The sequence below is a fragment of the Brucella sp. TWI559 genome (genome assembly GCF_039674265.1).
Classification (GTDB): domain Bacteria; phylum Pseudomonadota; class Alphaproteobacteria; order Rhizobiales; family Rhizobiaceae; genus Brucella; species Brucella chromiisoli.
On sequence record NZ_JBDJNE010000001.1, the window covers coordinates 531287 to 549526 of the forward strand.

Consider the following 18240-nt stretch of genomic DNA (forward strand, 5'->3'; position numbering starts at 1 on the left):
AGATTGGAGACAAATTTTAAAGCGCTACCACGCAAACAGAGTTTTGAAAAACTCCGTTCGAATGATTATTAGAGCGCCTGCAGGTTTTCTGCTGCATTCTTGCCCGAACGACGGTCTGCGACCACGTCGAAGCTGACCTTCTGGCCTTCGTTCAGCGAATGCATGCCCGAACGCTCAACAGCCGAAATGTGTACAAACACATCAACGCCGCCGTCATCAGGCTGAATGAAGCCGAAGCCCTTAGTTGAATTGAAGAATTTTACTGTTCCGTTTGCCATATTGAATTCCTTTCAAATCGCACGGTTGAAGTATGATGAGCATAAGCCCATCGCCGAATTTCACGAGTTTGAAAGAAGTACCGGGGGGCGAAATCGCGCCGCAACATTCGAAAACAAAATCGATGTCACATATATATGCGGCATTAAAAGCTTTTACAAGGTGCTTTTCTCAATTTAATAAAAATACTATCGGAACTATAAATTGTTGCGATCAGAATATTGTTGAACAAAATATTGCCGATTTATTGTTTGATGTCTTATTTATGAAAGACTAAAGCGATGATGCAGGGCGAAAATCAAAACCATCTTGAATCTAGCAAACGTTTCTTCGGCTTTATCCAGAATATGGGAATGTTCGCCGATGCTGATATAAGTCGCTTCTCCCACATTTTCAAACAGCAATCTGGAAGTTGCGACTGATCGGGCTCGCTAAAGCATTTCCTGTTTTCATTGAAACATGGGAAATGCTTTATCTGTTTGTTTTCACGCATGATCGCGCGCTAATCCGCTTCGCCCTTATGCTAAAAATGCGCTGGTTATCGACCTGCAACGGCGCTTATATCTTATGAAAGCAGACATATAGCCTGAATTACTTGCCTGAGCGCTCCCGTTCCACAGCCCGCCAGCCGATGTCGGAGCGGTAAAATCCTTGCGGCCAGTCGATCTGTTTTACAGCGTCATAAGCTTTACTTTGCGCCTCCGCAACGGTTTCAGCAATTGCCGTAATGTTGAGTACACGGCCGCCATTGGCGATAATTTGGCCGTCTTTTTCTGCCGTACCAGCGTGGAAAACCTTGAGGCCTTCAACATCGGTGAGTGTTTCAAGGCCACGGATTAGGCTGCCTTTTTGCGGCGAGGCTGGATAGCCTTCCGCGGCCATAACGATGGTCAGCGCCGGATCATTTTTCCAGTCGAGCGTGACTTTATCGAGCTTGCCATCGACGGCTGCATTGATGATGTCCAGAAGATCGCTTTCAAGGCGCATCATCAGCACCTGACATTCAGGGTCGCCGAAACGGGTATTGTATTCGATAAGCTTTGGGCCATCCTTACCAATCATCAGCCCCGCAAAAAGGATGCCCGAGAACGGCGCACCAATTTCAGCCATGCCGCGCATCGTGGGTTCAATCAATTCCCGCATGGTGCGTTCGACAATTTCCGGCGTCATAACCGGGGCAGGTGCATAAGCCCCCATGCCGCCGGTATTGACGCCCGTATCACCATCGCCGACGCGCTTGTGATCCTGCGCGGAACCAAGCGGCAATGCAGTTTTACCGTCGCAAATGCAGAAGAAACTTGCTTCTTCTCCATCGAGGAATTCTTCGACCACCACTTCGGCACCTGCCGCGCCAAATGCACCCTCAAAGCACATATCGACCGCATCCAGCGCCTCATCAAGCGTCATGGCGACAATGACGCCTTTTCCGGCGGCAAGTCCATCGGCCTTGACCACGATAGGGGCGCCCATTTCACGGATATAGGCTTTGGCTTTCGGCGCATTGTTGAAGCGGCCATAAGCGCCGGTCGGAATATCAAAGCGCGCGCAGAGATCCTTGGTAAAGCCTTTGGAACCTTCAAGCTGCGCTGCATCTTTTGACGGACCAAAGACGCGGATATTTTCAGCGCGAAGATCGTCGGCAAGACCTGCAACAAGCGGTGCTTCCGGGCCAACGACAACCAGATCAATGGCGTTATCCTTGGCAAAAGCAATGACTGCCTTGTGATCAGTCACGTCGAGTGTCACGCATTCTGCAAATTCGGCGATGCCGGGATTGCCGGGCGCACAATAGAGCTTTGTCAGCTTTTTGGAAGCCGCCAGTTTCCATGCCAATGCGTGCTCGCGGCCACCGGAACCGATCAACAGAACTTTCATGCCTTGCTCCCTGCGCGTGAGATAAGTAAGTGTTTATTGATACGGGTCTGTATTGCCCATCGCGCGCGCGGGCAAGGGCAGTGCCGCAATTTTTGAGTAAAAAGCGGACAGAGCCGTGGCAGTTTCTAGAAAGCAGGCAATCATGCAGCAGTCAAAACCCACCAGCGGACCGAGTTCGGATGTCCAGTCGCGTGAAAACCGCGGGCGTGTCAAAGATGCGCCATCGGGCCATTGGGTTTATCGCGTGCTTCCGTCTTCGCTTTGGCCTTATGCGCAGCTTGCACGCTGGGACCGCCCGATTGGCTGGCAGCTTCTGCGTTGGCCATGTTGGTGGTCGGCGGCGTTGGTTGCCGGAGCGGCGGCAAAAGCCGGCGACGATGCTTGGATGATAGTGCCTTCTATATGGCATCTTTTTCTGTTCTTGGTCGGATCTCTCGCCATGCGTGGTGCTGGCTGTACTTACAATGATCTTGCTGATCAGGACATTGACGACAAGGTGGATCGCACCCGCTCGCGTCCTCTGCCGTCAGGTCAGGTAACACGCAGGCAGGCCAAGTTATTTATGGTGATTCAGGCTCTGGTCGGGCTTGTGGTCGTGCTGCAGTTCAATTTGTTTACGATTTTACTCGGCTTTTCTTCGCTTCTGATTGTTGCAGCTTATCCGTTCATGAAACGCTTTACAAACTGGCCGCAGCTGGTGCTGGGGCTGGCATTTTCGTGGGGCGCTCTGATGGGGTGGGCTGCGGTACAAGGCTCGCTCGCACTGCCGCCAGTGCTGCTTTACATTGGCGCAATCCTGTGGACGATCGGTTACGACACGATCTATGCGCATCAGGATAAGGAAGACGATGCACTGGTGGGCGTTGGCTCTACTGCGCGCCTGTTTGGCAAACATACAAAGACGGCACTTATGGTGCTCTATGGTGGCGCAATCGGTTTTTTTGCAGCAGCTTTTGCGGTCGCTCAGGTTCCGATGCCGGCACTCGCGGGTCTGCTTGCCGCGGGCGCGCATTTATATCGGCAGATCATCGTGCTCGATATCGACAACCCAGATCAGTGCAAAAAGCTGTTTCTCTCAAACAACACAGTTGGCTGGTTGATTTTCCTCGGCCTTGTGCTTGGGAGCCTGTGGGTGGCGGTGAAGCCGCTGGTTTAAAACGAAAAAGGCCACCGCTTCGGTGGCCTTTTTCGTGAGATATTTACGGATAAAGCCTGTCTTTGTTCCAGTCATCCCCCGGTGCAGATCGTGTAAACAAAACGCGGTCATGCAGGCGGAATGGCCGGTCATGCCAGAATTCGATGGACTGCGGACGAATACGAAAGCCGGACCAATGTTTCGGACGCGGGATCTCGCCAATGGCAAAACGCGCTGTGTATTCGGCAACTGCCTTTTCGAGCGCGAAGCGGCTTTCGAGCGGACGCGACTGCTTTGATGCCCATGCGCCGATACGGCTGCCACGCGGCCGTGATGCATAATAGGCATCGGCTTCCGCGTCACTGACCTTTTCAACGGGGCCGCGCACCCGCACCTGACGGCGCAACGACTTCCAGTGAAAGCACATCGCGGCTTTTTCAGCAGAGAGAATTTCCTGCCCCTTGGCGCTTTCGTAATTGGTGTAGAAGACAAACCCTTGCTCATCGAAATCCTTGAGCAGAACCATGCGCACATTTGGCAGGCCGTCCGGGTCTACGGTGGCGAGTGCAACGGCGTTGGGGTCGTTCAGTTCGGTTTTGGTGGCGTCATTGAGCCACGCGCCAAAAAGCCGGAACGGTTCGGAGCTGAGGGTGAAATCGTCGCTTGTGTCTGTCATTTTCCGGCCATTTCAGGTGTTTTTAAAATCTCGGAAGCGAACTTCTTCCATAATGCGCATTTTGTCCATGGCTTTGAACCGTTAAAGATATTCTTGGTAAGATTTTGGGCGTTGTCCTTCGATATCGATTTGTTTACCTTGATCGCAAACCGCTTGTTAACTCAACATCCCCCATATTCATCACATCTTTAGGATGTATTTAAGGGAAGACCTTTGGCCGCTCGATCCGTCCGCCGAAAACTACGTGACGATTCTGCTTTTTCTGGCATGGGAATCATTCGCCATGCGGCTCTCGCTATGGTTGTTTTGTCTTTGGCAGGCTGTGCAATGGGTGGCTTCAGCATCGAAAAAGCCGTTCCCGATTCTTCAACGATCACGGGGTCTATAAAAACACCGCACAAAGATGAAACGGATACTGGCAAACTCTCCGACCAGTCGACAATCAAGGGGATTGTTTCGGCCCTTAATTTTTCACAATGGGGCAAAAAGCCTGTGCCTTGGGTAAATCACGATACCGGCAGTCAGGGCATGATTACGACGGTTGGCGAAACCAAGGTGAATGACACGTTGTGTCGTCAATTTGAAACCTCTCGCGAGGCTTTCGATGGGGTCTCTATTTATCGCGGAGAGACCTGTATGGAGCGCGGGGGTCAGTGGACCCTGACATCTTTTGCACCATTATAAGCTTTTTGAGAATCGGTACGCTATAGCTCTGGAACTTTTCCGACTTCGTGCGCATATTAAGTGCAACGAGTCTAACGGCTGAATATTCAGTCACTTTTCCTGAATGAGGATTATATATGCGCGATCCCTATAGCGTGTTGGGCGTCGCCAAAACGGCGAAGCCCGAAGAAATAAAATCGGCCTTCCGCAAGCTGGCCAAGAAATACCATCCTGATCAGAATCAGGATGACCCGAAGGCGCAGGAGCGCTTTGCGGAAATTAATCAGGCTTATGAAATTGTCGGCGACAAGGACAAACGCGGCCAGTTTGACCGTGGCGAAATTGATGCGGAAGGCAAGCAGGCCTTTCAGGGCTTTAGCGGACAGGGCGGTTTTGGTGCGGGTGGCGATCCGTTCGCCGGTTTCCGCCAGCGCGGTGGTGCTGGCAATTTTGATTTCCGTGGTGCCGGCGGTGGAGCGCAGGGTGGCTTCGGCGGTGCAGAAGATATCTTGAACGATCTGTTCGGCGGTGGTTTTGGTGCCGGTCGCGGTGGTGCGCGCCAGCGCGGGCCAGTTAAGGGCAGTGATCTTTCGGCATCCATCCAGATTTCGCTGTCGCAGGCTGTGGGTGCGGAAAAGGTCGAGGCTGTCTTCCCCAATGGCAAACACCTCAAGATCAAGCTGCCGCAATATGTCGAAGACGGACAGACTATCCGGCTCAAAGGGCAAGGTGAGCCCATTATGGGTGGCACCCCCGGCGACGCTCTGGTGACGATTCACTTCAAGCCCAGTTCGCGCTTCAGGCTTGAAGGCCGTGATGTGCATGTAGACCTGCCGGTAGATCTTGCGGATGCCGCCCTTGGTGGCAAGGCGGAAGTGGAAACGCTAAGCGGTCGTATTGCCGTTAAAGTGCCTGCATGGTCGAGTTCCGATAAGGTTCTGCGTCTCAAAGGCAAAGGCCTGCCGTTAAAAGCTGGCGGTCATGGCGATCTTTACGTTCACGTCCGCATCATGCTGCCGGAAGGCGGCGATGCTGCGCTGGAAGAGTTTCTCAAGAAACGTAAGGGCGACTAAAGAACTGTGCCCTCGCTCAACTGTAACCGGATCGCTGCACTGGACGGCGATCCGTCGCTTGCATTTCATAATACCCGGCTTTTTATGCGCAATTGCTTGAAGCCTGTGCAATGCTGTGCGATAGGGCATCTAGTTGATTATATTCTATGAGGACCCTTAATGACCGCAAAGTCAGGTTTGTTGCAGGGCAAGCGCGGATTGATTCTGGGCGTAGCCAACAACCGTTCCATCGCCTGGGGGATTGCCAAGGCTGCTCGTGAAGCTGGTGCTGAACTCGCATTCACCTATCAGGGTGATGCGCTGAAGAAGCGCGTCGAGCCGCTGGCCGAAGAACTGGACGCTTTTATTGCGGGTCATTGCGATGTCGCTGACGGTGCAAGCATTGATGCTGTTTTTGAAGCGCTGGAACAGAAGTGGGGCAAGATCGATTTCGTTGTTCACGCGATTGGTTTCTCCGATAAGGATGAACTGACTGGTCGTTACGTCGACACGTCAGAGGCCAATTTCCAGAACACCATGTTGATTTCGGTTTATTCGCTGACTGCGATTTCGCGGCGTGCGGAAAAGCTGATGGCTGATGGCGGTTCGATTTTGACACTGACCTATTATGGCGCAGAAAAAGTTATGCCGAACTACAACGTCATGGGCGTTGCAAAGGCAGCTCTTGAAGCAAGTGTCAAATATCTGGCTGTTGATCTTGGACCGCAGAACATTCGCGTCAACGCGATTTCGGCAGGCCCGATCAAGACGCTGGCTGCATCCGGCATTGGTGACTTCCGCTACATTCTCAAGTGGAATGAATATAACGCGCCGCTGCGCCGCACGGTTACGATTGATGAAGTGGGCGATGTTGGCCTCTACTTCCTCTCCGATCTGTCACGCTCGGTTACGGGTGAAGTTCATCATGCCGACAGCGGCTATCATGTGATTGGCATGAAGGCGGTCGATGCGCCGGACATCTCGGTCGTCAAGGACTGAGGCTGAAAATACAAAATCCCGAAAAGTCGACCGACTTTTCGGGATTTTCTTTGTCTTGCCGGTCGCGGTAAGGTTATGAAGAATAAGCTTATGGGTAATTGAGGTAAGGCTTTGGCTCGGGAGATCATCTACTTTTCGCGGCACGGTGAAACCGACTGGAATGTCTCGCAGCGCATTCAGGGGCAGCTTGATATCGACATCAATGCCCATGGTCGCACGCAGGCCGATCGGAACGGCGATATGCTGAAATCACTGATCGGTGATGGCGCTGGTTATGATTTCGTTGCAAGCCCATTGCGCCGAACCCGCGAGACCATGGAGCGCATTCGTTCGCGCATGGACCTCGACCCTTATGATTTCCGGACCGATCCGCAGCTTATGGAAGTCAATTTCGGAGACTGGCAGGGCTTCATGATAGAAGACATTGCCAAAGAGCGCGAAGATCTCGTGCAGGCACGCGCGCGCGACAAGTGGAATTTTATCCCGCCCGGTGAAGCCGCTGAAAGCTATATGCGGCTGTCGCAGCGCATTGGTCGCTGGGTTGAAGCGGTTGAATGGCCAACCGTCTGCGTGACGCATGGCGGTTGCATGCGCACACTGTTTTATCTTTATGGCGATATGGATGGTCACGCCGCTGCCAATCTCTCAATTCCGCAGGACAAAATCCTGAAGTTTGAAAGTGGTAAGCTGGCGTGGATATAAAGACTGGCCTTTTCAGGCCAGTCCGGTACGTGATTCGCTGGATTTTTCTTTTCGCTGAATACCCGCCTGTGCCAATGTGCGGTCAAGCAATTGTTCGTAGATCGGTTTCCCGCCAATCCACTGCGCGATCAGATTGGCCGTAAGACAGGTCGCAATCAACGGCATGGTCATGCCATAAGCGCCGGTCAGTTCAAGGGTCAGTGCAACGCCGACGACAGGCGCGCGCACCGATGCAGTGAACAGACCGCCCATGGCGGCGATGGCAAAGGCCAGCGGCACTGTGCCGCCCTGCGGAATTACAAGATCGATCACACCGGCGAATGCCAGCCCGACACAGGTGGCAAGGGTGAGCATAGGCGCAAAAATTCCGCCCGGCACACCGCTTGAATAGCTGCCAACCATGGTAAAATAGCGAATAAACGCCAATGCCAGCAAAAGCATCAGCCCGGTCTTCTGATGCGCAAGCTCCATGATGATGTGTTCACCGCCTGTTACCGAATAGGGCAGGAGAACAAACAATGCCCCCACACTCAGCCCGATGAGCGCCGGATAAAGATAGGGTACGCGTTTGTGCATTGCGGCTGCAAACTCCACAGCCCACATGATGCCGCCATTTAGCGCCACGCCGACAACGGCCAAGATGCAGCCAAGCGCGACGAAAGCCGGCAGCAACTCCAGTGATGCCTGAACATCCGGCATTGACATGTCTGGTGCCGTGCCGCCGATGATCTGTGTCATGACGGTTGCAAGCAATGCGGCTGCGATGATGCCCATATAGGTGCGGAATGTGTAGGGAAACTGCTTGTGTGTTTCCTCGACAATGAAAAGGATAGCGGCCAGCGGCGCATTGAAAGCGCAGGCAAGACCGGCTGCGGCACCGGCCGCCAGAATGCCACGTTTTTCTGTCTCGCTGACTTTGAAAAAGTCGGTAATCGCCGCACCAAGCGACGCACCGATATGGATGGTTGGTCCTTCGCGACCAAGCACCAGCCCGGATGAAATCGAGGTAACACCCATCAGAAATTTGACCGGCAAAACGCGCCGCCAGCGCACGTCACGCAGTCCCTCCATCGCGCCTTCTATTTCCTGCACGCCGCTGCCACCTGCTTCGGGTGCGAAACGCCGTGTTATGAAGGCAGCAAAAACCGTGCAGCACATGGTTATCAATGCGGCAATGATCACGAGTGGAGCGCCACTGAAATATACACCGACTTTCTGTGGCCATGTCATCAATGTGTCGATGATCAGATGAAAGTAAGATCCGACGGTGCCAGTGAGTATGCCGGTGATGGCAGCAAAGAAAACATATCGCGCTTGCGCGGATCGATTGCCTGGCCTGTCGAGTGACTTTATCGGATCATCCATCAAAAACCGCTCCGTAACGCAATATTCGGGCCGATCAGAATGATTTTTCCCACGCTGCCCCTGTTTGTCGAAACAACCAGACTCGCCTTTGAATGTCTAGCTTGCGGCGACAAGCCTTGCGAACAATTTGCCATTTGGCATTAGTATGTTATATTTTTGCCATAAGGAGATTGCGCGATGGAGCTTCATCCAATCAGCATAACGCCTGCGAGTGGGTTTACGGCGACAATAACCGACGAAGAAGCGAGCGCATTGGCCCGCACAACGGTCAATTTGTTCAAGGCTTGGAAGCTCTCGGATAGCGAAGCCTGCACGCTTTTGGGCGATATGTCGCCGCGCACTTGGGCGCGCTGGAAAGAAGGCAGCATAGGTCGCATCGACCGGGATTTGCGGATGCGTATGGCGCACTTGATGGGTATTCATAAGGGCTTGCGCTATCTGTTCCGCGATACTGCGCGCGGTTATGCATGGATCAGAAAATCCAACGCCGCTTTCGGTGGTTTATCGGCGCTTGACTTGATGCTGCGCGGTGAAATTTCTGATTTGGCAACCCTTCGCGAGTGGCTGAATGCGGAGCGTGGCGCATGGTAAGCGGACTGGCTCGGAGACGCCATGTTCATTGGCCGCAAACCTTTCGCATCATCCGCTCCATTCATCCGCCCATTGATTTGTTTGAAGATATCGCTGACCCCCGTGACTGGGAGGCACTTGCCTCCGTTGAGGCAAAAACCAATCCGCGTATTCGTTTTGAGATAGGCGATCTCGGTAAAGTTCCGGCTGACCGGCGCGTTTCGGGTCAGGGTGCAACCTATGTGATGGCACCCTTTGTGCATTGCTCGACAGACCGTCCGGGGCGTTTTAGTGATGGCAGCTACGGAATTTATTATGCTGCTGATCGTGAAGAGGTGGCGGTCGCTGAGACCATTCATCATCATGAAAAATTCATGCGCGCCACCAATGAAGAACCCGGATGGACATCGGATTTTCGGGTGCTGATTGGCAGTGTCGAGCGGGAACTGGACGATGTGAGCAACGTGCCGGGCGTGCTCGATCCTGTTGATTATACGGCTTCACATGTCGAGGGGAGGGAACTGCGCGCACTTGGAAGTCATGGGCTTTTATGGCCAAGCGTGCGGATGCGTGGTGGCCAATGTATCGGCATTTTCTGGCCGAATGTTATAACAATTCCGGTTCAGGGGCGGCATTACAGCTATCACTGGGATGGAACCCGTGTCGATTTTGTTCGCCAATACGACACGGGAAAAGTGCTTGCCGTAAACTGACGTTTACGGGGCTTCCTGAATATCTGTGATGAAGCGCGTATCGTCCGCTTCATCGTAGAGGATGATAACCTTCATGCCTTTGGAAATAACGGAATAATCGAACTCGCCGGGCAATTTATAGATTTTGCCGTCATCGAGCGTGATTGTTTCCTGATCCTTGTTGATGCCGGTGATCTTGCCCTCAACGTCATCCGCCATGGCGACGGTTGAAAAGACCGAGGCAATGATGAAGATCAGTCCCACTAGGTAATGCATGGGTGTCATCCTCCTTAACTGTGTGCCTGCCAGCCGGTGACTGATTCGACACGATTTGCGTTTGCGCGATGGGGAGTTCGCAATGTGTTTCCTGAGGGCAATTTAGCCCATGGAATGTGTCAAAAAGAATGCCTTATAGAGATGATCCGAAGGAAATTTTGCGATCTCGACAGAGGTATTGTGAGCTATAATTTGACGGTGACGGAAAAGGCCAATAAAACCGCCCCATATCTTGCCGGAAAAGGCGCTCCGTAGTCAGGCTCAGCTCATGTCTCATAACAGTTTCGGTCATCTGTTTCGCGTAACAACCTGGGGCGAGAGCCATGGTATCGCACTGGGTTGCGTGGTGGATGGTTGCCCTCCCGGCATTACCTTTACCGAAGCCGAAATTCAGTCCTATCTCGACAAGCGCAAGCCCGGACAGTCAAAATATACGACCCAGCGCCGCGAGCCCGATCAGGTGCGCGTGCTGTCGGGCGTGCTTTTGGGCGATGACGGCGTCACCATGACCACGACCGGTACGCCGATTTCGATGATGATCGAAAACACCGATCAGCGTTCCAAGGATTATGGCGATATTGCTAAACAGTATCGTCCGGGCCACGCCGATTATGCCTATGACGTGAAATATGGCATTCGCGATTATCGCGGTGGTGGCCGTTCTTCGGCACGAGAAACCGCAGCTCGCGTTGCAGCCGGTGCCATTGCGCGCAAAGTCGTTCCGGGCTTGCAGGTGCGTGGTGCTCTGGTCTCAATGGGTGTCCATGACATTGACCGCTCCCGCTGGGACTGGAACGAAGTCGATAACAACCCATTCTTCACGCCTGATGCGGGCTCCGTTGACGTATTCGCAGACTATCTGGATGGCATCCGTAAGAACGGCTCTTCGATCGGCGCGATCATCGAAATCGTCGCAGAAGGCGTTCCAGCGGGTATCGGCGCGCCGATTTACGGCAAACTCGATCAGGATATTGCGAGCTATCTGATGTCGATCAATGCCGTGAAGGGCGTTGAAATTGGCAATGGTTTTGAGGCGGCACGTCTCACCGGCGAAGACAATGCCGACGAAATGCGTATTGGCAATGATGGGCAGCCGGTTTTCCTGTCCAACCATGCCGGTGGTGTGCTGGGTGGCATCGCAACGGGTGCGCCTGTCGTTTCGCGCTTCGCAGTCAAACCAACATCGTCGATTCTCACACCGCGCAAGTCCATTGATGCTGAGGGCAAGGAAGTGGACGTTATGACCAAGGGCCGTCATGATCCGTGCGTGGGTATTCGTGCTGTGCCGATTGGCGAAGCGATGGTCGCCTGTGCGATTGCCGATCATTATCTGCGCCATCGTGGACAGACAGGACGCGTATAACATATTGAAAGTTCAGTTTCAGAAACTGAGGGCCGGTTTTCGACTGAAGCTGTGGTACAACCATTGAGGCTGAAATGAGCTATAATCAGAAACAGGTCGTTGATGCGCTGCGCGCTTTCGAGCGTGGTGAAATCGTTGTGGTCATGGATGATGACGGACGTGAGAACGAGGGCGATCTGATCGTCGCTGCCGTTCACTGTACGCCGGAAAAAATGGCGTTCATCGTGCGCTATACGTCGGGGATCGTCTGCACGCCCATGACGCGCGATGAAGCAAAGCGCCTCAATCTGGCGCCAATGGTTGCAGAAAACGAATCCGCCCACACGACCGCTTTCACAGTCACAGTCGATTATCGTCACGGCACCACCACCGGCATTTCTGCCGAAGATCGCACGCTCACTGTGCGCAATCTGGCAAATCCGAATGCCGGTGCTTCCGACTTCGTGCGTCCTGGCCATATTTTCCCGCTGATTGCGCGCGAGGGCGGTGTGTTGATGCGCTCCGGTCATACCGAAGCAGCTGTTGATCTCTGCAAGCTTGCAAACCTGCCGCCAATTGGCGTGATCTGCGAGCTGATCAATGATAATGGCACGGTCATGCGCGGCCCTGACGTGAAGGCTTTTGCCGAACAGCATAATCTGCATCGCGTGACGGTTGCGGACCTTATCGCCTATCGCCAGCGCAAAGAAACGTTGGTGAAGCGTATCGGCGATGCAGCGATCAAAACCTGTGCTGGTCCGGCGCATGCTTATACTTATGAGCTGCCATGGGAGCCGATGCAGCATGTCGCGGTTGTGTTTGGTGATATTCGTGATGGCGAAGAGGTGCCGGTGCGTCTGCACCGCGAAGACGTGCTCAATGACGTGTTTGGCAGCAGCGGTAACAATCTTGATGAGATCATGAAGCGCATGGGCAAGGAAGGCCGCGGCGTTCTGGTCTACCTGCGCGAAGGTTCGGTCGGTGTGCGTGCCGATCACCGCGATGCGCGTGCGCGTGAAGCTTTGCTCGGTGAGCACGAGGCCCATGCCGAAGCGGTAGCGCGCGAAGAAGAGTGGCGTCAGATTGGTCTCGGCGCGCAGATTCTCAAGGATCTCGGCATTACATCAATTGTGCTGCTGGCATCGCGTGAGCGCCACTATGTCGGTCTCGAAGGTTTTGGTATCAACATCGCACGAACAGAGATTATCTGACACAGATATGTCGATGAAAGATGCTACAGGGGCGCTATGACAACTCGGCTTTACTGGCATCCGATCTATCTTGAGCATCTTGTGCCGCCCGGACATCCCGAGCGGCCAGACCGTATTCGTGCACTGATGAGCGAGCTGGAGGGCGAAGAATTTTATCGCCTCGATCGTGTGGAAGCGCCAAAAGAACATGAAGATGCTATTCTGCTCGCGCATCCCGAAAGTTATCTGCAAGCCATAAAGGCGCAAATTCCTGAGCCGCTCATTGATGGTGAAGCGGCGCCGCCGATCCATCGTATTGAAGGCGATACCTATGCAAGTCCTCAAAGCTGGGATGCCGCTTTAACTGCAATTGGTGCGGCCACCGCTGCTGTCGATGACGTATTCTTAGGCGACGCCGATAACGTGTTTGTCGCCTCGCGCCCGCCGGGCCATCATGCGGAAACAGCCACCGCGATGGGCTTTTGTCTGTTCAACAATGTGGCGATTGCGGCGCGCCATGCACAGGGCAGACATGGCGCGGAACGGATCGCGATTGTTGACTGGGACGTACATCACGGCAACGGCACGCAGGACATTTTCAAAGACGATCCAAGCGTTTTGTTCTGCTCCACGCATCAATTTCCGCTTTTTCCCGGCACAGGCCGGAAAGATGAAGTGGGTGTGGGCAACATCGTGAATGCGCCACTTTCGCCCAATACCGGCAGTCGCGAGTTTCGCGAGGCATTTAATAGTCGTGTATTGCCCGCTTTGGACAACTTCCGGCCAGATTTGATCCTTATTTCAGCTGGCTTCGACGCGCATTTCCGCGATCCCCTTGCCGAGATCAATCTTGATGAGGCGGATTTCGATTGGGCGACGGGCAAGCTCATGGAACGTGCAGAAAAGTTCTGCAATCACCGACTGGTGAGTGTGCTTGAAGGTGGATATGATCTTGAGGGCTTGTCGCAGTCCGCGTCTTCTCATATTACGCGGCTGTTGAAAGGATAAACCATGGTAATCGAACCGTCCAACACCGACATTGCAGTTATGAGCTTTGAGGATGCCTTGAAGCAGCTAGAGAAGATCGTCGATGCTCTGGAGCGGGGCGATGTGCCGCTGGAAGAGTCTATCCGCATCTACGAGCGCGGTGAGGCGCTGAAAAAGCATTGCGACGCGCTGCTCAAATCTGCGGAAGACAAGGTTGAGAAAATTCGCATTGGCCGCGATGGCGAGCCAGCAGGCACCGAGCCGCTCGACGCGGAATAAGATCAACTGCACTTTATCAAAAAAATAGCGGCTCGTTTGAGCCGCTATCTGTTTGTGTCACTACGATCTGACTGGAGGTCTCGCGATTGCAGTGACCCCTGTTTTCAAGCCAGTAGGCTTAGAACGAACGCTGGAAGCGAACCATACCCTGAACGGCATCTTTGCCCTTCAGAACGGAGTGATTGTCGTTCCACTTGGTGTACGAGATTTCAGGCGTTACAGTGAAGCCCGGCACGAGCGTGTAGGCGACATTCATAGTACCCGCAAAACGACCAGCTTCTTCGTAAGCTGCCTGAATGTTGAAGGCGGCTTTCTTGTTGATCTTGTACTTTGCGCCACCCCAGACAGCCCAATCGCCGCCCCAAGTGCCGTAGAAGCTGTCGATCTGACGAACGCCTGCAATATAGTGGTCGTCGTTCGACTTGTAAGCGCCCTGTGTCCAGATAGAGAACTGGTCGGTGACGTTGACGTCGAGGCGAACCTTGCCCATCCACTTTTCATTGAGCGCGTCGTAAGCTGCAACACCAGCGATTGAACCCCAATCCTGAGCGAGCTTCAGACCACCAACAACATGTGGCGTGTAGTCGTCGATGGTGACGGAACCATTGGAATCGCCATTGCCGCCCTGTTCAAGCGCAACGATGGCCGAAAAGCCGTTGCCGCCCTTGAAAGTGTAACTGATTGCGTTGGTGCGCGTGCCGCCTGCCAGAATAACGTCGTCATTGATGACATCGCCAAGATAGCCGGTGAAGGTTACGAATGCCGATTCATCCAGACCCACACGAAGGCCGCCGAGCTGGATGTAGCCGTAACGCAGAGTGCCGGTTGAACCTGCATCAGCGCCATTCTGGTACTGGAAGCGCGTTTCAGCATAGGTCTTCAGTGTTCCCAGTTCGGTTTCCGAAGCGGTCGAGAAGCGGAGCGAGAAACGGCTCAGAATGTCGTAGGTGTCGCGGTCACGACCTGCAATATTCTTGGCATATACGTTGTCGCCGCCCTTGATGTCCATACGCACATAGCCATGGATGCGAAGGCATGTTTCTGTGCCTGGAATGTAGAAGTAGCCCGCGCCGTAAGCGTCGCAAACGCGAACATATTCTACAGCTTCTGGCTCTGGTGCAACAATCGCATCAGCAGCCTGGGCAACGGAAGCGAAAGAAAATACTGCAGCCGAAGCGCAGAGAAAATGCTTAACCCTCATAAGAGTCTCCGTAAGTGAGGTGTGACGGAGCTGCTTATAGAGAGCGTTAAAAAACAAACAATATCAATTAGATGTCAGATCAATGAAGTTTTAATGACGAAGCAACACCTCAATAGAAAAATATAATTTCTAGGGATATTTTTTAGCTGTTGTATTTGAGTAACAGCTTTATTGTCAGCATTTCAGGACGTCTAATTTAAGCGGATCAGATCGGTGCTCTAATTCTTTGTTTTAACGTGCATCTTTGTCCGAAAACCGTTTCACACTTTTCGGGATGCGCTCGAACGTATTTTCGCTTTTTCTAAAAAAATAGTTTCTTGAGGTGATGCGCATAAGGGGCCAGAACCCCACTGAGCAGATACGGGCCAAGCCCCCAGACGAGTGTCCAGCCCGCAGCGCCTACAACATTTGCGGCAATAAAATGCAGTGGCTTCATCTTCATTGAACCTGCAACAACGCCATTAAGCTGTCTTAGCAGCACAACGAAACGGGCGGTCGCAACCACATAGATGCCCTTAGTGTCGAAAAGTTTCTCGAATTGATCAAGCCTCTCAGGCGTTAGCTTCACCAGATATCCATAGCGCAATATCAACGCACGCCCACCATAGCGGCCGATCAGATAGCCGGTGCAATCTCCTAAAACTGCACCAATGAAGACGGCCAGCAAAACATGTTCGATATCCAGCGTGCCATGCAACGCCAGAAGCGAGCAGGCTATCAGGGCACTTTCGCCGGGAAGCGGTGCGCCAAAAGATTCAAAATAGACAATCACGAATATGGCGAAAGCACCATAGGCGGCAATGTAATGATCAATGAACCCCATAAGGTGCAGGTGCTTTCGTGGATAACGTCATAAAAAGGCTCCGGCACAAACCGGAGCCTTTGCACTATAGCGTGTTTTTTAGCCGATGGAACGCTTGCCGGTAATCTTATGGTAGGCCAACAAAACGATGACAGAGCCGATAATGGCAATGATCAGGCTCATTGGATCGAAGGCACCTGTGACGCCGCGGCCAAACAGAAATGAAGAAATGACACCGCCAACGATGGCCCCGACAATGCCTAATGCAATGTCGAAGAACATACCCTGACCGCTTTTGTTGACGATTTTACTGCCGATGAAGCCGGCAATCAGTCCAAGAATAATCCAGCTTATAACAGAAATCTAATATCTCCGATTGCGAAAATAATAATATGCATCAAGAATTTAGAAAATTTTCACAATAGTTTCGATTTGACAAGGTATAATCCTTGTCAAAAGCAAAAACTTATTTCACCTTAACTTAATCGCACGTGATAAAGTCACGGCGTCCAACAGGGAGTATCGCGTGATGGGAAGCTATGATGACAATTCCAACAACTCGCCGATCCCCGGCGGCAGCCTTGCCAAGCCGGTTCTGATTGCATTGGGTGCATTGCTTGTCGGCAAAATGCTCAAAGGGCACAGTGATGAGCCGGAGCAGCCTGCACCTATCCCGGATCAGTCGGCGCAGCAGGCAGATCATGGCGGCGGCTTGCTCGGCGGTATTCTGGGTGGGCTCGGTGGTCTGCTTGGCGGGACGCTTGCCAGTGGCGGAGCAGCCTCGGCACCCGCAGCGCCCGGCCCATTGGGTGGCGGCTTAGGTGGTCTGCTTGATCAGCTCAAACAGGCAGGTCTTGGTGACAAGGTGGATTCCTGGGTCGGGCAGGGCAGCAATCATCAGATTGAGCCGGGACAGCTTGGCGATGCGCTTGGCCAGAAGACTTTGAGCGAAATTGCAGCCCATGCCGGTATTGATCAGCAGGAGTTGCTTAATCAGCTCTCTCAGGTGCTGCCGGGATTGGTCGATAAGCTCACTACAAATGGGCAAGTGCCAGACACGAACGAATTGTCGCGCCTGTTGCACAATCGCTGATATAGCCCTATCTTTTTTAAGGTCACGCACCGGCAAACGGCTTGCCGGTGCGCTTTTATTGGTGGCAGCCTGATGAGTTTCTTCCCCTGTCCTGATCCGGTGCTTGGAGACAAGACAACCGTGGATGCAATCGAAACGCTGGTCATCCCACGCACAAGCGATATTGGCGGGCTGGAAGTTCGCCGTGCTTTGCCGACTGTGCGCAGGCGTCTGGTTGGGCCATTTATTTTCTTTGATCGTATGGGACCGGCTGTTTTAAAGGACGGTGACGCGCTGGATGTGCGCCCGCATCCGCATATTGGTCTTTCAACAGTCACGTATCTCTTCGACGGCCATATCCGCCATCGTGATAGCCTTGGCACGGAAATGGTGATCCGTCCGGGTGATGTGAATTTGATGACCGCTGGTCGCGGCATCGTGCATTCTGAGCGCTCGCCGGAAGAAGAGCGGGATGGACCGCTGTCGATCTCCGGTGTGCAGACATGGCTGGCATTGCCGGAGCAATTTGAAGAGAGCGATCCGCATTTTTATCATACCAATTCGCCTGAATTGCCGCTGATGGAAGACCCCGAGTTTAACGGGCGCCTCATCATTGGTTCAATGCACGGCGTTTCATCCCCCGTTATCCAGCATGCTGAAACATTGTATGCAGATATTGACGTGTTGCCCGGCGGCCGCTTTCACATTCCGCCAACAACCGAAGAACGCGCGATCTATACGCTGCGCGGCAATGTTGGCATTGGGGGCGAGGTGTTCCCGCCTGATCGGCTGCTGGCGTTTCGTCCGGGCGATGATATTGTTGTACAGGCTGGCCCTGAAGGCGCGCATTTTATGTTGTTCGGTGGTGCAACGCTTGGTTCAAAACGCTATGTCTGGTGGAATTTTGTCTCGTCTTCGAGAGAACGCATTGAGCAGGCCAAGGAAGAATGGCGTAGCGGTCGCTTTGATATTGTGCCAGGCGATGAAGAAGAGTTCATACCTTTGCCGGAATGATGGAGCATTTCCAGCAAAAGTGTGAAGCGGTTTTGCGTTGCATAATGCGATAAAAACAAAAAGCTATCGTAT

The 18240-nt window shown here is 53.1% G+C and carries 21 protein-coding genes; 13 read left to right on the forward strand and 8 right to left on the reverse strand.

Features of this window, described 5'->3' with window-relative positions:
- Positions 1 to 68: 68 nt before the first annotated feature.
- Entirely contained in the window at positions 69 to 278 is a 210-nt protein-coding gene (locus ABE530_RS02450; RefSeq protein ID WP_024896137.1) for a cold-shock protein, read from the reverse strand.
- A 589-nt stretch (positions 279 to 867) separates the two neighbouring features.
- Positions 868 to 2151, reverse strand: a complete 1284-nt coding sequence (gene purD / locus ABE530_RS02455) for a phosphoribosylamine--glycine ligase (RefSeq protein ID WP_499693476.1) — start codon at positions 2149 to 2151, stop codon at positions 868 to 870.
- Between the two features lie 142 nt (positions 2152 to 2293).
- Between purD and ubiA the strand changes: the two genes are divergently transcribed.
- Complete coding sequence (ubiA, locus tag ABE530_RS02460) at positions 2294 to 3307, forward strand: 4-hydroxybenzoate octaprenyltransferase (protein WP_499693660.1); 1014 nt, start codon at positions 2294 to 2296, stop codon at positions 3305 to 3307.
- Between the two features lie 43 nt (positions 3308 to 3350).
- Here ubiA and pdxH read toward each other — a convergent pair whose 3' ends face one another.
- A complete protein-coding gene (gene pdxH, locus ABE530_RS02465; protein WP_265983056.1) occupies positions 3351 to 3962 on the reverse strand; it encodes a pyridoxamine 5'-phosphate oxidase in 612 nt (203 codons plus the stop codon).
- Positions 3963 to 4175: 213 nt separating this feature from the next.
- On the opposite strand from pdxH, the gene ABE530_RS02470 reads away from it, so the two are divergent.
- The 4 genes from ABE530_RS02470 (at position 4176) to ABE530_RS02485 (ending at position 7378) form a co-directional block, all read left to right on the forward strand.
- Positions 4176 to 4646, forward strand: coding sequence for an RT0821/Lpp0805 family surface protein (locus tag ABE530_RS02470; protein WP_396996526.1), 471 nt, complete (start codon positions 4176 to 4178; stop codon positions 4644 to 4646).
- Between the two features lie 116 nt (positions 4647 to 4762).
- Entirely contained in the window at positions 4763 to 5698 is a 936-nt protein-coding gene (locus ABE530_RS02475) for a DnaJ C-terminal domain-containing protein (protein WP_265983057.1), read from the forward strand.
- 159 nt (positions 5699 to 5857) lie between these two features.
- The gene (fabI, locus tag ABE530_RS02480; protein ID WP_265983058.1) at positions 5858 to 6676 is read left to right on the forward strand and encodes an enoyl-ACP reductase FabI; all 819 of its coding nucleotides are present in this window, start codon (positions 5858 to 5860) and stop codon (positions 6674 to 6676) included.
- A gap of 111 nt (positions 6677 to 6787) precedes the next feature.
- Positions 6788 to 7378 (forward strand): histidine phosphatase family protein, encoded by a 591-nt coding sequence (locus ABE530_RS02485; RefSeq protein WP_499693477.1) that lies wholly within the window; start codon positions 6788 to 6790, stop codon positions 7376 to 7378.
- Between the two features lie 12 nt (positions 7379 to 7390).
- Here ABE530_RS02485 and clcA read toward each other — a convergent pair whose 3' ends face one another.
- Complete coding sequence (gene clcA, locus ABE530_RS02490; protein WP_499693478.1) at positions 7391 to 8743, reverse strand: H(+)/Cl(-) exchange transporter ClcA; 1353 nt, start codon at positions 8741 to 8743, stop codon at positions 7391 to 7393.
- A gap of 177 nt (positions 8744 to 8920) precedes the next feature.
- Between clcA and ABE530_RS02495 the strand changes: the two genes are divergently transcribed.
- Positions 8921 to 9334: an MbcA/ParS/Xre antitoxin family protein gene (locus ABE530_RS02495; protein WP_265983061.1), complete on the forward strand. Its 414-nt coding sequence runs from the start codon at positions 8921 to 8923 to the stop codon at positions 9332 to 9334.
- A complete protein-coding gene (locus tag ABE530_RS02500) occupies positions 9328 to 10026 on the forward strand; it encodes an RES family NAD+ phosphorylase (protein ID WP_265983062.1) in 699 nt (232 codons plus the stop codon). Before ABE530_RS02495 ends, ABE530_RS02500 begins: the two co-directional genes overlap by 7 nt.
- Positions 10027 to 10029: 3 nt before the next feature.
- On the opposite strand, the gene ABE530_RS02505 is transcribed toward ABE530_RS02500, so the two are convergent.
- Positions 10030 to 10281, reverse strand: a complete 252-nt coding sequence (locus ABE530_RS02505; protein ID WP_265983063.1) for a DUF1344 domain-containing protein — start codon at positions 10279 to 10281, stop codon at positions 10030 to 10032.
- A gap of 268 nt (positions 10282 to 10549) precedes the next feature.
- On the opposite strand from ABE530_RS02505, the gene aroC reads away from it, so the two are divergent.
- From aroC to ABE530_RS02525, 4 genes are all read left to right on the forward strand, one after another.
- Positions 10550 to 11644, forward strand: a complete 1095-nt coding sequence (gene aroC, locus ABE530_RS02510) for a chorismate synthase (RefSeq protein WP_265983064.1) — start codon at positions 10550 to 10552, stop codon at positions 11642 to 11644.
- 74 nt (positions 11645 to 11718) lie between these two features.
- Complete coding sequence (ribB, locus tag ABE530_RS02515; RefSeq protein ID WP_265983065.1) at positions 11719 to 12834, forward strand: 3,4-dihydroxy-2-butanone-4-phosphate synthase; 1116 nt, start codon at positions 11719 to 11721, stop codon at positions 12832 to 12834.
- 36 nt (positions 12835 to 12870) lie between these two features.
- Positions 12871 to 13821 carry a histone deacetylase family protein gene (locus tag ABE530_RS02520; protein ID WP_499693479.1) on the forward strand — a complete coding sequence of 317 codons (951 nt, stop codon included), beginning with the start codon at positions 12871 to 12873 and terminating at the stop codon, positions 13819 to 13821.
- Positions 13822 to 13824: 3 nt separating this feature from the next.
- Positions 13825 to 14079, forward strand: a complete 255-nt coding sequence (locus tag ABE530_RS02525; protein WP_499693480.1) for an exodeoxyribonuclease VII small subunit — start codon at positions 13825 to 13827, stop codon at positions 14077 to 14079.
- 118 nt (positions 14080 to 14197) lie between these two features.
- Here ABE530_RS02525 and ABE530_RS02530 read toward each other — a convergent pair whose 3' ends face one another.
- The 3 genes from ABE530_RS02530 to ABE530_RS02540 form a co-directional block, all read right to left on the reverse strand.
- Positions 14198 to 15280, reverse strand: coding sequence for a porin (locus ABE530_RS02530; protein ID WP_396996519.1), 1083 nt, complete (start codon positions 15278 to 15280; stop codon positions 14198 to 14200).
- Positions 15281 to 15581: 301 nt separating this feature from the next.
- Complete coding sequence (locus ABE530_RS02535; protein ID WP_396996517.1) at positions 15582 to 16103, reverse strand: DedA family protein; 522 nt, start codon at positions 16101 to 16103, stop codon at positions 15582 to 15584.
- 78 nt (positions 16104 to 16181) lie between these two features.
- A complete protein-coding gene (locus ABE530_RS02540; protein WP_265983070.1) occupies positions 16182 to 16445 on the reverse strand; it encodes a GlsB/YeaQ/YmgE family stress response membrane protein in 264 nt (87 codons plus the stop codon).
- A gap of 166 nt (positions 16446 to 16611) precedes the next feature.
- On the opposite strand from ABE530_RS02540, the gene ABE530_RS02545 reads away from it, so the two are divergent.
- Positions 16612 to 17175 carry a YidB family protein gene (locus ABE530_RS02545; RefSeq protein WP_265983071.1) on the forward strand — a complete coding sequence of 188 codons (564 nt, stop codon included), beginning with the start codon at positions 16612 to 16614 and terminating at the stop codon, positions 17173 to 17175.
- A gap of 72 nt (positions 17176 to 17247) precedes the next feature.
- Positions 17248 to 18168: a pirin family protein gene (locus tag ABE530_RS02550; RefSeq protein ID WP_265983072.1), complete on the forward strand. Its 921-nt coding sequence runs from the start codon at positions 17248 to 17250 to the stop codon at positions 18166 to 18168.
- Positions 18169 to 18240: the final 72 nt, after the last annotated feature.

What these genes read in the sequence shown, in the direction of transcription:
- ABE530_RS02505 (WP_265983063.1), bottom strand. Translation starts at nt 10,281, where the DNA reads ATGCATTACCTAGTGGGACTGATCTTCATCATTGCCTCGGTCTTTTCA.
- clcA (WP_499693478.1), bottom strand. Translation starts at nt 8,743, where the DNA reads ATGGATGATCCGATAAAGTCACTCGACAGGCCAGGCAATCGATCCGCG.
- ABE530_RS02520 (WP_499693479.1), top strand. Translation starts at nt 12,871, where the DNA reads ATGACAACTCGGCTTTACTGGCATCCGATCTATCTTGAGCATCTTGTG.
- ABE530_RS02545 (WP_265983071.1), top strand. Translation starts at nt 16,612, where the DNA reads ATGGGAAGCTATGATGACAATTCCAACAACTCGCCGATCCCCGGCGGC.
- aroC (WP_265983064.1), top strand. Translation starts at nt 10,550, where the DNA reads ATGTCTCATAACAGTTTCGGTCATCTGTTTCGCGTAACAACCTGGGGC.
- ABE530_RS02550 (WP_265983072.1), top strand. Translation starts at nt 17,248, where the DNA reads ATGAGTTTCTTCCCCTGTCCTGATCCGGTGCTTGGAGACAAGACAACC.
- pdxH (WP_265983056.1), bottom strand. Translation starts at nt 3,962, where the DNA reads ATGACAGACACAAGCGACGATTTCACCCTCAGCTCCGAACCGTTCCGG.
- ribB (WP_265983065.1), top strand. Translation starts at nt 11,719, where the DNA reads ATGAGCTATAATCAGAAACAGGTCGTTGATGCGCTGCGCGCTTTCGAG.
- purD (WP_499693476.1), bottom strand. Translation starts at nt 2,151, where the DNA reads ATGAAAGTTCTGTTGATCGGTTCCGGTGGCCGCGAGCACGCATTGGCA.
- ABE530_RS02450 (WP_024896137.1), bottom strand. Translation starts at nt 278, where the DNA reads ATGGCAAACGGAACAGTAAAATTCTTCAATTCAACTAAGGGCTTCGGC.
- ABE530_RS02535 (WP_396996517.1), bottom strand. Translation starts at nt 16,103, where the DNA reads ATGGGGTTCATTGATCATTACATTGCCGCCTATGGTGCTTTCGCCATA.
- fabI (WP_265983058.1), top strand. Translation starts at nt 5,858, where the DNA reads ATGACCGCAAAGTCAGGTTTGTTGCAGGGCAAGCGCGGATTGATTCTG.
- ABE530_RS02475 (WP_265983057.1), top strand. Translation starts at nt 4,763, where the DNA reads ATGCGCGATCCCTATAGCGTGTTGGGCGTCGCCAAAACGGCGAAGCCC.
- ABE530_RS02525 (WP_499693480.1), top strand. Translation starts at nt 13,825, where the DNA reads ATGGTAATCGAACCGTCCAACACCGACATTGCAGTTATGAGCTTTGAG.
- ubiA (WP_499693660.1), top strand. Translation starts at nt 2,294, where the DNA reads ATGCAGCAGTCAAAACCCACCAGCGGACCGAGTTCGGATGTCCAGTCG.
- ABE530_RS02500 (WP_265983062.1), top strand. Translation starts at nt 9,328, where the DNA reads ATGGTAAGCGGACTGGCTCGGAGACGCCATGTTCATTGGCCGCAAACC.
- ABE530_RS02495 (WP_265983061.1), top strand. Translation starts at nt 8,921, where the DNA reads ATGGAGCTTCATCCAATCAGCATAACGCCTGCGAGTGGGTTTACGGCG.
- ABE530_RS02530 (WP_396996519.1), bottom strand. Translation starts at nt 15,280, where the DNA reads ATGAGGGTTAAGCATTTTCTCTGCGCTTCGGCTGCAGTATTTTCTTTC.